Source organism: Vogesella alkaliphila, assembly GCF_014652475.1.
Taxonomy (GTDB): Bacteria; Pseudomonadota; Gammaproteobacteria; order Burkholderiales; family Chromobacteriaceae; genus Vogesella; species Vogesella alkaliphila.
On the sequence record NZ_BMYW01000001.1, the window covers coordinates 1 to 12707 of the forward strand.

Below are 12707 nucleotides of genomic sequence, written 5' to 3' on the forward strand. Positions count from 1 at the left end.
CTTTGTGGCGCGCTCGAATACGGAACATGGAAAGCCCGGCCTGACGGCCGGGCTTGGCTTTGCGGCCAACCTTGGGGGCGCTTCCAAATGGTTCTGTGATTGTTAGTTCCCACGATCCCATTAAACTCCTATGTCATCAGTTGTGTTGAAACAGCAAGATCGGTTGAATCTTTTTGTGAAAAATTAGTCTAGTAAGGCTGATTTGAATAACTAGAGTCAACACACGTTGTTTGCTGTACGGTCGGCGTGCCTTGCACAGAAACCGCTATAGCGATACCGGCCAAGAGGAGAAAAAATGTCCCGTCTGATTGCCCTGATCATGCTGTGCTGTACGCCGTTGCTGGCCCATGCGGCTGCACTGGATGGCGCCAGCCTGAGCCTGTTGTGGGGCGTTCCCTTCGCCGGCATTCTGCTGTCGATTGCCTTGTTTCCGATCGTGGCGCCGGAGTTCTGGCACCATCACTTCGGCAAGATCACCGCCGGCTGGACCCTATTGTTCCTTCTGCCCTTCACGCTGAGCTTTGGCGGTGCCACTGCGGCCGGGCTAGTGGTGCACGCGATGCTGGCCGAGTTCATTCCCTTCGTGGTGCTGCTGTTCGCGCTGTACACGGTGTCCGGCGGCATTCTGGTGGCGGGCAATCTGCACGGCTCGCCGGCGCTGAATACCGGCCTGCTGGCGCTGGGCACGGTGCTGGCCTCGGTCATGGGAACCACCGGGGCGGCGATGCTGCTGATCCGGCCGTTGATCAAGGCCAACGACAACCGTCGCCACAATGTTCACGTGGTGGTCTTTTTCATCTTCCTGGTCGCCAATATCGGCGGCGGCCTGACGCCGCTGGGCGATCCGCCACTGTTCCTCGGCTTCCTGAAAGGCGTCGATTTCGGCTGGACGCTGCAGGCGATGGCGCTGCCGGTCCTGTTGATGGCGCTGGCCTTGCTGCTGATTTTCTATACGATAGACAGCTACCTGTTCCGCAAAGAAGGCGTGCTGCCGCGTGACCGGACGCCAGACTCGCCGCTTCGCATCAGTGGTCTGCAGAATCTGCCCTTGCTGGGTGCGGTGATTGCGGCGGTACTGCTGTCTGGTATCTGGAAACCGGGTGTGGTATTCGACGTCATGGGTACGCCGGTGGCGTTGCAGAACCTGGTGCGCGACCTGCTGTTGTTGGGCATCGCCGCGCTGTCGCTGTGGCTGACGCCGCAAGCCATCCGTGAAGGCAACGAGTTCAACTGGGATCCGATGCTGGAAGTGGGCAAGCTGTTCGCCGGCATCTTCATTACCATCGGGCCGGTGCTGGCGGTGCTGCAGGCCGGCGAGCAGGGCGCGCTGGCTGGTCTGGTGCAGCTGGTGACCACCGCACAAGGCACCCCGGACAATGTGATGTATTTCTGGCTGACCGGCCTGCTGTCCAGTTTCCTCGACAACGCGCCGACTTATCTGGTGTTCTTCAATCTGGCATCGGGCGATGCGGCCACGCTGATGGGGCCACTGGCACCGACGCTGCTGGCGATCTCGATGGGTGCCGTGTTCATGGGTGCGTGCACCTATATCGGCAACGCACCCAACTTCATGGTCAAGGCCATCGCCCAGCAGCGCGGTATCGCGATGCCCAGCTTCTTCGGCTACATGGCCTGGTCGTTCGGCATCCTGCTGCCGCTGTTCCTGTTGCTGACGCTGATCGTGCTGTAAGCCAAGCATCTTGCGCGATCAAGGCTGCCCGCTGTGGCAGCCTTTTTTGCTTGAAATCCGGTATCCTTGCTGTTTTTCCGTTTTCGCGATTCTGTCATGCACATCCATATCCTCGGTATCTGCGGCACCTTCATGGGCGGTATCGCCGCCATCGCCAAGGCCGCCGGCCACAAGGTCACCGGTTGCGACGCCAACGTTTACCCGCCGATGAGCACCCAGCTGGAAGCCATGGGCATCGAGCTGCTGCAGGGCTTTGGTGCCGAGCAGGCCGACATCGGCGCCGACGTGTTCGTGATCGGCAACGTGGTGACGCGCGGCAAGCCGCTGATGGAAGAGATCATGAATCGCGGCCTGCCGTACATCTCCGGCCCGCAGTGGCTGGCCGAGAACGTGCTGCACGAAAAATGGGTGCTGGCGGTGGCCGGTACCCACGGCAAGACCACTACCACCTCGATGCTGGCGTGGATCCTGCAGGATGCCGGCTTGGAGCCGGGCTTCTTGATCGGCGGCATTCCGGAAAACTTCGGCATCTCCGCGCGCCTGCCGGGCACTCCGCGCCAGGATGCGGCCAGCGTGAGCCCGTTCTTCGTGATCGAGGCCGACGAATACGACACCGCCTTCTTCGACAAGCGCAGCAAGTTCGTGCACTACCACCCGCGCACCGCGGTGTTGAACAACCTGGAGTTCGACCACTCCGACATCTTTGCCGATCTGGCCGCCATCGAAACCCAGTTCCACCACCTGGTGCGCACCGTGCCCGGCAACGGCCTGATCGTGAGCAATGGCCGCGAGGCCAGCCTGCAGCGGGTGCTGGCGCGTGGCTGCTGGACACCGGTGGAACCGTTCGGCAGCGATGCCGGCTGGCAGGCCGGCGCGGCGGATGCCGACGGCAGCTTCGACGTGCTGCTGCACGGCGAGCGGCTTGGCCGCGTGCAGTGGGACGTGCCGGGCGAACACAACCGCCTGAACGCGGTGGCGGCCATTGCCGCCGCGCGTCACGTGGGCGTCACGCCGGCAGTGGCCATCGACGCGCTGTCGCGCTTCAAGAGCGTGAAGCGGCGCATGGAAGTGAAAGGCAGCGTGCGCGGCGTGACCGTGTACGACGACTTCGCCCATCACCCCACCGCCATCACCACCACCATCGCCGGCCTGCGCCACAAGGTTGGCCGCAATACCCGCATCCTGGCGGTGCTGGAGCCGCGCTCCAACACCATGAAGCTGGGCACCATGAAGGCGGCGCTGCCGGGCTCGCTGGCTGAGGCCGACGAAGTGTTCTGCTACGGCGCGGCCGATCTGGGCTGGAGCGTGGCCGAAGCGCTGGCGCCGCTGGGCGCCAAGGCGCGCTGCTTCGACGACATCGACGCGCTGGTGGCCGCCATCGTGACCGAGACGCGCGACGGCGACCAGGTGCTGGTGATGAGCAACGGCGGCTTTGGCGGCATTCACGGCAAGTTGCTGAGCGCGCTGGCTGGCTGAACATCCTGTTGCAAACAAAAACGCCAGACCGAGGTCTGGCGTTTTTTATGGCGCGATGCTTTCCACGCAGTTGCGGCCGTTGGCCTTGGCGCGATACAGCGCCTTGTCGGCCTGTTTCAGCAGCTCGGACAGGTCGTGCGTGTGGCCGTTGCGGCTGGCGGCGACGCCGGCGGAGAAGGTCAGCTGCAGCAACTGGCCGTCGGTGTGGAACGACTGCGCGGCGATGCCGTTGCGCAGCACGTCGACGATGGCGTGCGCCTCGCCTAGAGATGTATCCGGCAGCAGCAGCGCAAACTCCTCGCCGCCCATGCGCCCGGCCATCGCGCTGTTTGGCAGTGCCGTGCGCAGGTTGCTGGCGAAGTGTTGCAGCGCGGCGTCGCCGGCGGCGTGGCCGTAGCGGTCGTTGATGTTCTTGAAGTGGTCGAGGTCGATCAGCGCCACGGCGACGGTGTCGTCGGCCAGCCGTGCGCGCTCCAGCGCCTTGCCGGCGAAGGACAGGAAGTGGCGGCGATTGGCCAGCCCGGTGAGGTCGTCCAGCGTGGCGCGCTGGTACAGCTCGTGCTGGGTGGCCTGCAGCTGCGCCAGTGCGCGTTCGGTGGCCTGCTTCTCGTCCTGCAGCCGCTGGGCGTGGGCGATGCGCTCAGTGATGTCGATCAGGCTGACGGCAATGGCGTGGCGTTCGCGGAATTGCAGGTAACGCATCGAGGTCATGCTCCAGCAGACCTTGTGGTTGTGGTTGTTGAGCTGCGCTTCGCGGTCGGTGACGATCTGCTGTTCCTGCAGCACCGCCAGCAGCTCCTCGCAGCGCTGCGGATTGTGGAACAGCGCCGGCAGCGTCTGCCGCTGCAGCATCTGCCGCGACATGCCCAGCATGCGCGCGGCGGCATCGTTGCTGGTGAGGATGGACAGCTCGCCGGCGTCGACGATCAGCACGCCGACCTGCACCGTTTCGATCAGCGTCTGCTGGTCGCGCTGTTCGTCGATCAGGGTGCGCATCTTGTCGCGCAGGCTGCTGTTGGTCAGCGCCAGCAGCTGCTGCGCGTGGCTGAACTGGCTGCTGCTGTGCTCGACGTGCAGCAGGATCTGGCTGATGCGCCACATCAGCAGCAACAACAGGCAGCTGAGCACCAGCGCGACACCGAGCAGGCTCAGCGCGAACAGGTTGAAGCTGCGGATGATCTGGCTGCTGCGGTAGTTGGCCGCCAGCAGCAGCGGCACCTGGCTCAGGCGGGTGGTGGCGACCTGGGTCAGGTTGTGGCCGTTGAAATCCATGCTGCCATTGCTGGCCAGAACGCTGCCGTTGATGTCGAGCACGGCGTAGGCGGGGTGATCCACCAGCTGTTCCGGGTCCAGCAGTTCGCTGACGCGCAGGAAGCCGGTGAGCGCGCTGTGGCAGCGCTGCAGGTCGCACAGCGGCAAGACCACCTGCAGCAGCTCGCTGTTACCGGGGTGTTTGTCGATTACCGGCAGCGGCAGCACGGTCAGCGCCGGGTGGACCGCCGGGCTTTGCAGCCATTGCCGCACTTGCTGCGCGGCAGGCGCGCTCAGTGGCTGCTGCCCGCGCAGCGGCTGTTGCCGGGTGGTGTCCACCAGCCACAGCTTGCCGTCCTGCAGCGGGAACAGCTGGGTGGCGTCGCGGGCCAGGCTGGGCTGGTCGTTGGCGAACAGCTGCAATTCCTTGTACAGATTGCGCAGGCGGTCATCCACCGCCGCGCTGGACAGGCGCAGCCATTCGGCCTGCTGCGTCTGTTGCTGGGCGCTGAGCAGCGACTGGCGCTGGCGCAGTCCCTCGATCACGCCACCCCACATCACCGCCAGTACCAGGAGCGCCAGCACCCACGACAGGCGCAGCAGGCGTCGCGCGCGCTGCGCTTCCGGTGCGTGCTGTTCCGGGGGCAGGGGCTGCGTCATGCCTTGCCCTTGCCGATGTGCTGGCGATGCTGCTGGAACACCCAGCGCTCCCAGCGGCGGGTGTCGTTGTCGTGGCGCAGCGGCTGCAGCCGGGCCAGGTGCCGGTAGCCGTCGGGGCCGGCCTCGCTGGCTGCTATGGTCACAAACAGGTACAGCGGGCAGCCGGACGGCGCGTGCGGATGCAGTTGCAGCAGGCCGCTGTCACCGGGCGCGGCGGCCTGTTCGTCCTGCCACGCCACCGCCTCCAGCCCGATGCGGCAGGGGCGGGATAGCGGCAGTTGCGGGTAGCGCGCCAGCAGGCCCAGCTCCAGCACGAAGTCGAGCTTGGCCTCCAGCCGTTGCAGCAGGGGGCTGCCGTCGCTGTCCTGGTCCTGCGGCGCGGCGAGCACCGCCAGCGCGAGGCCGGTTTCCAGCTGCGCGGCGTGGCGGGTGGCCGCGTCCGGTGCCGGGTGGAAGCGCAGCGGGAAGCAGCTGTCAAAGTAGACGGTGTCCAGTTCGGGCAGTGGCATACAAGGTTGGCCGCTGGCTACAGGAACAGGTGGCGGATGCCATCCAGTCCGACGTGGTTGAGGGTGTAGCGGGCCTGGGCGCGCACCACCGGCTTGGCGTGGGTGGCGACGCCGACACCTGCCTCGGCCAGCATCAGCAGGTCGTTGGCGCCGTCGCCGATGGCGATCACCTGGTCGGCGCGCAGGCCCAGCGCCTCGCGCTGCGCGATCAGCAGCTGGCGCTTGGCGCTACCGTCGACGATGTCGCCGACGATGCGGCCGGTGAGTTTGCCGTCGACGATTTCCAGCTGGTTGGCGTGGCAGTAGTCGAGGTTCAGCTCCGCCTTCAGCCGCTCGGTGAAGTAGGTGAAGCCGCCGGAAACCAGCATGAATTTCACGCCGTGCTCGCGACAGGCGGCCAGCAGCTCGCGGGCGCCGGGCATCAGCTGCAGGCGCTCATTGTAGACGCTGGCCAGCGCCGTTTCCGGCAGCCCGGCCAGCAGCGCGACGCGCGCCTTCAGCGATTCGCTGAAGTCCAGCTCGCCGCGCATCGAGCGCTCGGTGATGGCCGCCACCTGCGGCTTCAGCCCCTGCATATCGGCGATCTCGTCGATGCACTCGATGGTGATCAGCGTCGAATCCATGTCCGAGACCAGCAGCCCGAAATCGGCAAAGCGGCGCGCGCTGTCGACGTAGTTGGCGTCCACGCTCAGGCGCTCGGCGCGCGCCAGCACCAGCTCGCGGCGGGCGGGATCGACACCGTCCAGACGCACAACGTTGGCCGCAACGCTGCGGCTGTCACCGGCGCCGGACAGGGCGGCCAGCTCGGTGAGGCGGGCTTGGTCGAGGGTGAGGGCTTGTAATACCAGGGTCTGTGGCGTGCTCATGCGTGGGCAGGGGTCGAGAGTGAACGGTGCCGACGATTATGCCATGTCACAGCCGGTACTGGCGCCTGATCAGCGCGTCCGGCGACAGCCAGCCGGGGCGGGCGCACTCATGGCGATGACGGCGGTCAGGGCGGAGGCAAGCAGAGGGCTGGATAGGGACATGCTATTTCTCCTGAATGGCCGGGGATAATGGTCATGAAATGCGCATTGCCGCCCTCAGTCCACTGCGGCGGCGATTCATTACCGCATGCCCGCAAGATTCCGGGCAGGGTGAATACGGGTCGGCCGGGGCTCGTTATGCCCGGCCGCCGGGCGCAAAAAACCCCGCGCCGTGGCGCGGGGTGGCAGGGTGTGGCGTTGTCCGTCGTCAGCCGGCGGGCAGCGTCAGATCACTCCCACTCGATGGTTGCCGGCGGCTTGCCGCTCACATCGTAGACCACGCGGTTGAGGCCGCGGACTTCGTTGATGATGCGGTTGGAGACGCGGCCGAGCAGGCTGTACGGCAGCTCCGCCCAGTGGGCGGTCATGAAGTCGCTGGTTACCACCGCGCGCAGTGCGCACACGTAGTCGTAGGTGCGGCCGTCGCCCATCACGCCCACCGATTTCACCGGCAGGAACACGGCAAAGGCCTGGCTGGTCAGCTCGTACCAGTTCTTGCCGGTTTTCTCGTCGACGGTGTTGCGCAGCTCTTCGATGAAGATGGCGTCGGCGCGGCGCAGCAGGTCGGCATATTCCATTTTCACTTCGCCGAGGATGCGCACGCCCAGGCCCGGGCCCGGGAACGGGTGGCGGTAGACCATGTCGTGCGGCAGGCCTAGTGCCACGCCCAGCTGGCGCACTTCGTCCTTGAACAGGTCGCGCAGCGGTTCCAGCAGCTTGAGGTTCATGTCGTCCGGCAGGCCGCCGACGTTGTGGTGGCTCTTGATCGCGTGGGCCTTGCCGGTTTTGGCGCCGGCGGACTCGATCACGTCCGGGTAGATGGTGCCCTGGGCCAGCCACTTGGCGTTGACCAGTTTGCCGGATTCACGCTGGAACACTTCCACGAACTCGGCGCCGATGATCTTGCGTTTCTTCTCCGGGTCGGATTCGCCGGCGAGCTTGCCCATGAACTGTTCGCTGGCGTCGACCTGGATCACCTTCACGCCCAGGTTCTGCGCGAACATCTCCATCACCATCTTGCCTTCGTTCAGGCGCAGCAGGCCGTGGTCGACGAAGACGCAGGTCAGCTGGTCGCCGATGGCGCGGTGGATCAGCGCGGCGGCAACGGAGGAGTCCACGCCGCCGGACAGGCCGAGGATGACTTCTTCGTCACCGACCTGCTCGCGGATCTTCTGTACCGCTTCCTCGATGTAGTTCGGCATGGTCCAGGACGGCTTGGCGCCGGCCACGTGCAGCACGAAGCGGTGCAGCATCTCGGTGCCGCGCTTGGTGTGGGTTACTTCCGGGTGGAACTGTACCGCGTAGAAGCCGCGGTCCTCGTCGGCCATCGCGGCGATCGGGCAGGACGGGGTCTCGGCGATGACGTTGAAGCCGGCCGGCAGCTCAGTCACCTTGTCGCCGTGGCTCATCCACACGTCGAGGAAGCCGTTGCCGGCGTCGTCCACGCGGTCCTGCAGTCCTTCCAGGATCTTGGAGTGGTGGCGGGCCTGGATTTCGGCGTAGCCGAATTCGCGGGTGTCGCCGGCCTCGACCTTGCCGCCCAGGCTTTGCGCCATGAACTGCATGCCGTAGCAGATGCCCAGCACCGGCAGGCCGAGCGAGAAGATGGCAGGATCAGCCTGGTAGTCGGATTCGTACACCGAGTTCGGGCCGCCGGACAGGATGATGGCCTTCGGGGCGAAGGCCTGGATGTCGGCCAGCGGCATGTCGAACGGGTGCAGTTCGCAGTAGACGTGCGCTTCGCGCACGCGGCGGGCGATCAGCTGGGAAACCTGGGAGCCGAAATCGAGGATGAGGATTTTGTCCATGACTGTCCTTGAATGTAAAAGACTGGTCGGGTCACCAGTCGGATTTGAATGCGTTAATTCCGTGCGACGGCAAGTGCGGGTTGCCGCTCACTTTCTCGGGCGCCGCTCCGGGATGCGGTCGCTGCGCGCGATCAGCATCAGGAGGCCAAGCAGGATCATGCCCAGTGCCAGGCTGTGGCTCAGGCGCAGCCTGCTGGTGTCAAACAGGTAGATGGCCGCACCGGTATAGATCAGCATCGGGTTGGTCACAATGCTGGACTTGGTGATGCCGTCGATCAGCAGCAGGCCGGCGCCGGCGCCGGCCAGCAGGATGGCCAGCAGCGTGGTGGTGTCCGGCAGCAGCGCGGTGCTTTTCAGCAGCCACAGGGCGCCGAGGATGATGAGGACGAAGGCCAGGGTGGCGCTGGGTTTCATGGTTCAGCCCTTGTCGCGCATCAGGCGCTGCTTCTCGCGCGCCCATTCGCGTTCCTTTTCCGACTGGCGCTTGTCGTGCTGCTTCTTGCCCTTGGCGAGGCCGATGTCGACCTTGATGTTGCCTTTGCTGTAGTGCAGGTTCAGCGCCACGATGGTGTAGCCGGCGCGCTCGACCTTGCCGATCAGGCGGCTGATCTGTTCCTGCTTCAGCAGCAGCTTGCGGTCGCGGATCGGATCGGGCTTGATGTGGGTCGACGCGGATTGCAGTGCGGTAATATGGCAGCCGACGAGGTAGAATGCGCCGTTGCGGTAAATGACGTAGCTTTCTTTCAGCTGCACGCGACCGGCGCGGATGGCTTTGACTTCCCAGCCTTCCAGTACCAGACCGGCCTCGATGTTTTCTTCGATGAAGTAATCGTGAAACGCTTTGCGGTTGTCGATGATGCTCATGGCGGCGTGGCGGAAAGACGAAGCAGTAAACCCGGTATTCTACCAGAACAAAGCGCATCGCCAAAGTATCGAAAATTCATGGGCTTGCTGCGGCCAACCTTGCGTTGCCGCCGCGCCGGCCTTTTACGGACCTCCACACAGTTTTCATCATGCAAGTTGTCGAGAAAAATGTCCTGGTCGCCCACACCCCGGAACAGATGTTCCGCCTGGTGGACGACGTGGCGCACTACCCGCGCTTTTTACCGTGGTGCAGCAAGGGGGAGGAGCACTCCCGCGACGGCGACCAGCTGGTCGCCAGCCTGCACATCGACTACCTCAAGGTGCGGCAGCACTTCACCACCCGCAATGTGAACGAGCCGTACAGCAGCATCCTGATGGAACTGGTGGACGGGCCGTTCAAGCACCTGCAGGGGCGCTGGTACTTCCTGCCGCTGGGCGATGTCGGCTGCAAGGTGGAGTTCCGCCTCAGCTACGAGTTCTCCAGCAAGATCCTGGAGACGCTGATCGGGCCGGTGTTCGGCCACATCTCCGGCACGCTGGTCGATGCCTTCATCAAGGAAGCCGACAGGGTGTACGGCGATGACTGAGTGGCTGCAGTTGGAGGTCGCCTACGCGCGACCGGAGCGGCAGCTGATCGTCAAACTGTCGCTGCCGGCCGGCACCACCGCGCGCGAGGCGGTGCTGCAGTCCGGTATCGCCGGCGAGTTTCCGGACATCGACCTTACGCGCTTGCAGCTGGGCGTGTTCGGCAAGGCGGTGCCGGCGGAGCACGTGCTGCGCGACCGCGACCGCGTGGAGATCTACCGCCCGCTGCAGGCCGATCCGAAGGAGGTGCGCCGCCGCCGGGCCGAGGCCGGCAAGGCGGAGTAGCGGGGCGCACGGCCGCCGGTGCTTGCGGCCAACCTTGAATACGCCAGCGGCTTGCCGCTGGCGTTGTCGTTTCTGAGCGCTCCGGTGCTTGTCGGTACGGTGCTGGTGTCGGCGGCAAAAAAGCAAACCGCCCGCAACAGGGTTGCAGGCGGTCTGGTTGCCCCGCGCACGGACACTGCGGGCAGTGTCGGGCGGGGCTGTTTGACGCAGACGGCAGGGTCGAGGTGCCGTAAAGTCGAACGCTTAGTGGAACTGTTCTTCTTCGGTGGAGCCGGTCAGCGCGGTCACTGAGGACTTGCCGCCCTGGATCACGGTGGTGATGTCGTCGAAGTAGCCGGTGCCGACTTCCTGCTGGTGCGACACGAAGGTGTAGCCGCGGTCGCGGGCCGCGAATTCCGGCTCCTGCACCTTCTCCACGTAGGCGGACATGCCGCGTGCCACGTAGTCCTGCGCCAGATCGAACATGTTGTACCACATGGAGTGGATACCGGCCAAAGTGATGAACTGGTACTTGTAGCCCATGGCGCCCAGCTCGCGCTGGAATTTGGCGATGGTGGCATCGTCCAGGTTTTTCTTCCAGTTGAAGGACGGCGAGCAGTTGTAGGCCAGCAGTTTGCCTGGATGCTTGGCGTGCACGGCTTCGGCGAAGCGGCGGGCAAACTCCAGATCCGGGGTACCGGTCTCGCACCATACCAGGTCGGCGTAGTCGGCGTAGGCCACGGCGCGGCTGATGGCTTGCTCCAGACCCTTCTTGGTCTTGTAGAAGCCCTCTGCGGTGCGTTCGCCGGTCAGGAACGGCTTGTCGTTCTCGTCGTAGTCGCTGGTCAGCAGGTCGGCGGCTTCGGCGTCGGTACGGGCGATCACCAGGGTCGGCACGCCGTAGACGTCGGCAGCCATACGCGCGGCGATCAGCTTCTGTACCGCTTCCTGGGTCGGTACCAGGACCTTGCCGCCCATGTGGCCGCACTTCTTCACGGAGGCCAGCTGGTCTTCGAAGTGCACGCCACCGGCGCCGGCGCGGATCATCGCCTTCATCAGCTCGTAGGCGTTCAGCACGCCGCCGAAACCGGCTTCGGCGTCGGCCACGATCGGTGCGTAGTAGTCAACGAAACCGGCATCGCCTTTTTCCAGGCCCTTGGAGTGCTGGATTTCGTCGGCGCGGGTGAAGGCGTTGTTGATGCGCTCGACCACCTTCGGCACCGAGTCCACCGGGTACAGCGACTGGTCCGGGTACATGGCGGAGTATTCGTTGTTGTCGGCGGCAACCTGCCAGCCGGACAGGTAGATCGCCTTGATGCCGGCCTTCACCTGCTGCATCGCCTGACCGCCGGTCAGCGCGCCCAGACAGTTGATGTACGGCTCGTTGTTCACCAGATTCCACAGCTTCTCGGCACCGTTGCGGGCCAGGGTGTGCTCTACCTGTACGGAGCCGCGCAGGCGCTCAACGTCAGCAGCGGTGTAGCCACGTTTGATGCCTTTCCAGCGCGGGTTGGTATCCCAGTCGTGCTGGATGGCGGCGATACGTTGTTCGCGAGTAGTCATGGTAAACCCTTCACTTGATAGTTTCGTTTTGCCGGATAAACCGGCGCTCCCAGTTTCTCTTGCTGCAGGCCGGTGATGCCGGTCTTGGTGCGTTGCTGACCCGCCTGTTCTGGTGGCGGGTCTGACTGCCGGAAACCGCCCCGGATCCAGTGCTGGCGGGCCGTGCAGTAGCGCTGTTGTGGAATCATTTAAGCATAAAAAAATTGCGTTGTGTGCACTGCAGCACAAAAAAATCCTTTGTTTTCAAAAGCTAACAAAGGTGCACAAAAATGAATCTCGGCCGGGCGCCGATCCTGATCGTTAACGAAAATAAAAGTAACTAAATGACCATTTACTTATTGTGGGGAAGATCTTGAAAACGGACGGCTTGGCCTTATTTACCTGAGGTCTTTGTGAATTCAGCCAAACGGAAGCGATCATGCAGGAAAATCAAAATCCCCAAGCGGAAGAAGTGCTTGAGCAAGTTGCCAACCCGGCCGAAGGCGCCGTCGTCAGTGACGCGGAGCGTGTCGCCCAGCTGGAAGTTGAACTAGCAGAAATGAAAGAGCAGTTTTTGCGCGCCAAGGCCGAAACTGAAAACCAGCGCCGTCGTGGCGTGGAAGAAGTGGCCAAGGCACAAAAGTTTGCCATCGAAAAATTCGCCTCCGAACTCATCGCGGTCAAGGACAGCCTGGAAATGGCGCTTCTGGACCAGTCCGGCCAGTTCGAAAACCTCAAATTCGGCGTCGACCTGACGCTGAAGCAGCTGCTGGCCGCCTTCGAGAAGGGCCAGATCAGCGAAATCAACCCGCTGGGCGAGAAGCTGGACCCGCATCGCCACCAGGCCATCAGCACCGAAGAGTCCGACGCCGAGCCGAATTCGGTGGTGCGCGTAATGCAAAAAGGGTATCTGATCGCCGATCGCGTGCTGCGTCCGGCGATGGTGGTGGTCGCCAAGCCCAAGAGCTGAGATTGCGACGACTAACCCTCTTGAAAACGCGGAAATAGCCAATATCTGGCAAGACAACCCCCC

13 protein-coding genes are annotated in these 12707 nt (G+C 64.0%); 5 read left to right on the forward strand and 8 right to left on the reverse strand.

All coding sequences use genetic code 11. The annotated features are described in order from the left end of the window. Window positions 1–295 precede the first annotated feature (295 nt). Window positions 296–1690, forward strand: a complete 1395-nt coding sequence (locus IE100_RS00005; RefSeq protein ID WP_189372016.1) for a sodium:proton antiporter — start codon at window positions 296–298, stop codon at window positions 1688–1690. Between the two features lie 96 nt (window positions 1691–1786). Beyond that, the gene (mpl, locus tag IE100_RS00010; RefSeq protein WP_189372017.1) at window positions 1787–3166 is read left to right on the forward strand and encodes a UDP-N-acetylmuramate:L-alanyl-gamma-D-glutamyl-meso-diaminopimelate ligase; all 1380 of its coding nucleotides are present in this window, start codon (window positions 1787–1789) and stop codon (window positions 3164–3166) included. A gap of 45 nt (window positions 3167–3211) precedes the next feature. Here the strand turns inward: mpl and IE100_RS00015 are convergent, their stop codons facing one another. From IE100_RS00015 to smpB, 6 genes are all read right to left on the reverse strand, one after another. After that, entirely contained in the window at window positions 3212–5077 is a 1866-nt protein-coding gene (locus IE100_RS00015; RefSeq protein WP_189372018.1) for a sensor domain-containing diguanylate cyclase, read from the reverse strand. Then, window positions 5074–5586, reverse strand: a complete 513-nt coding sequence (locus IE100_RS00020; protein ID WP_189372019.1) for a PilZ domain-containing protein — start codon at window positions 5584–5586, stop codon at window positions 5074–5076. Before IE100_RS00020 ends, IE100_RS00015 begins: the two co-directional genes overlap by 4 nt. A 17-nt stretch (window positions 5587–5603) precedes the next feature. Continuing rightward, window positions 5604–6452, reverse strand: coding sequence for a phosphoserine phosphatase SerB (serB, locus tag IE100_RS00025; RefSeq protein WP_189372020.1), 849 nt, complete (start codon window positions 6450–6452; stop codon window positions 5604–5606). Window positions 6453–6841: 389 nt separating this feature from the next. Next, on the reverse strand, window positions 6842–8419 hold the full coding sequence (guaA, locus tag IE100_RS00030) for a glutamine-hydrolyzing GMP synthase (protein WP_189372021.1): 1578 nt from the start codon (window positions 8417–8419) through the stop codon (window positions 6842–6844). 87 nt (window positions 8420–8506) lie between these two features. After that, a complete protein-coding gene (locus IE100_RS00035; protein WP_189372022.1) occupies window positions 8507–8833 on the reverse strand; it encodes a hypothetical protein in 327 nt (108 codons plus the stop codon). A gap of 3 nt (window positions 8834–8836) precedes the next feature. Further along, window positions 8837–9283, reverse strand: coding sequence for an SsrA-binding protein SmpB (gene smpB / locus IE100_RS00040; RefSeq protein ID WP_047965770.1), 447 nt, complete (start codon window positions 9281–9283; stop codon window positions 8837–8839). Window positions 9284–9432: 149 nt separating this feature from the next. Here smpB and IE100_RS00045 point away from each other — a divergent pair, with 149 nt between their 5' ends. Together IE100_RS00045 and IE100_RS00050 are read left to right on the forward strand one after the other, a co-directional pair. Further along, the gene (locus tag IE100_RS00045) at window positions 9433–9870 is read left to right on the forward strand and encodes a type II toxin-antitoxin system RatA family toxin (protein ID WP_189372023.1); all 438 of its coding nucleotides are present in this window, start codon (window positions 9433–9435) and stop codon (window positions 9868–9870) included. Then, window positions 9863–10153: an RnfH family protein gene (locus tag IE100_RS00050; RefSeq protein ID WP_189372024.1), complete on the forward strand. Its 291-nt coding sequence runs from the start codon at window positions 9863–9865 to the stop codon at window positions 10151–10153. The genes IE100_RS00045 and IE100_RS00050 overlap by 8 nt, the downstream gene beginning before the upstream one ends. A gap of 243 nt (window positions 10154–10396) precedes the next feature. Here IE100_RS00050 and aceA read toward each other — a convergent pair whose 3' ends face one another. Both aceA and IE100_RS00060 read right to left on the reverse strand, forming a co-directional pair. Then, window positions 10397–11695 (reverse strand): isocitrate lyase, encoded by a 1299-nt coding sequence (gene aceA, locus IE100_RS00055; protein ID WP_189372025.1) that lies wholly within the window; start codon window positions 11693–11695, stop codon window positions 10397–10399. Continuing rightward, complete coding sequence (locus IE100_RS00060) at window positions 11692–11883, reverse strand: hypothetical protein (protein WP_189372026.1); 192 nt, start codon at window positions 11881–11883, stop codon at window positions 11692–11694. Before IE100_RS00060 ends, aceA begins: the two co-directional genes overlap by 4 nt. 230 nt (window positions 11884–12113) lie before the next feature. Here IE100_RS00060 and grpE point away from each other — a divergent pair, with 230 nt between their 5' ends. Beyond that, window positions 12114–12644, forward strand: coding sequence for a nucleotide exchange factor GrpE (gene grpE, locus IE100_RS00065; protein WP_189372027.1), 531 nt, complete (start codon window positions 12114–12116; stop codon window positions 12642–12644). The last annotated feature ends 63 nt before the right edge of the window (window positions 12645–12707 follow it).

What these genes read in the sequence shown, in the direction of transcription:
- smpB (WP_047965770.1), bottom strand. Translation starts at nt 9,283, where the DNA reads ATGAGCATCATCGACAACCGCAAAGCGTTTCACGATTACTTCATCGAA.
- IE100_RS00045 (WP_189372023.1), top strand. Translation starts at nt 9,433, where the DNA reads ATGCAAGTTGTCGAGAAAAATGTCCTGGTCGCCCACACCCCGGAACAG.
- IE100_RS00020 (WP_189372019.1), bottom strand. Translation starts at nt 5,586, where the DNA reads ATGCCACTGCCCGAACTGGACACCGTCTACTTTGACAGCTGCTTCCCG.
- serB (WP_189372020.1), bottom strand. Translation starts at nt 6,452, where the DNA reads ATGAGCACGCCACAGACCCTGGTATTACAAGCCCTCACCCTCGACCAA.
- IE100_RS00005 (WP_189372016.1), top strand. Translation starts at nt 296, where the DNA reads ATGTCCCGTCTGATTGCCCTGATCATGCTGTGCTGTACGCCGTTGCTG.
- mpl (WP_189372017.1), top strand. Translation starts at nt 1,787, where the DNA reads ATGCACATCCATATCCTCGGTATCTGCGGCACCTTCATGGGCGGTATC.
- guaA (WP_189372021.1), bottom strand. Translation starts at nt 8,419, where the DNA reads ATGGACAAAATCCTCATCCTCGATTTCGGCTCCCAGGTTTCCCAGCTG.
- IE100_RS00060 (WP_189372026.1), bottom strand. Translation starts at nt 11,883, where the DNA reads ATGATTCCACAACAGCGCTACTGCACGGCCCGCCAGCACTGGATCCGG.
- aceA (WP_189372025.1), bottom strand. Translation starts at nt 11,695, where the DNA reads ATGACTACTCGCGAACAACGTATCGCCGCCATCCAGCACGACTGGGAT.
- IE100_RS00050 (WP_189372024.1), top strand. Translation starts at nt 9,863, where the DNA reads ATGACTGAGTGGCTGCAGTTGGAGGTCGCCTACGCGCGACCGGAGCGG.
- IE100_RS00035 (WP_189372022.1), bottom strand. Translation starts at nt 8,833, where the DNA reads ATGAAACCCAGCGCCACCCTGGCCTTCGTCCTCATCATCCTCGGCGCC.
- grpE (WP_189372027.1), top strand. Translation starts at nt 12,114, where the DNA reads ATGCAGGAAAATCAAAATCCCCAAGCGGAAGAAGTGCTTGAGCAAGTT.
- IE100_RS00015 (WP_189372018.1), bottom strand. Translation starts at nt 5,077, where the DNA reads ATGACGCAGCCCCTGCCCCCGGAACAGCACGCACCGGAAGCGCAGCGC.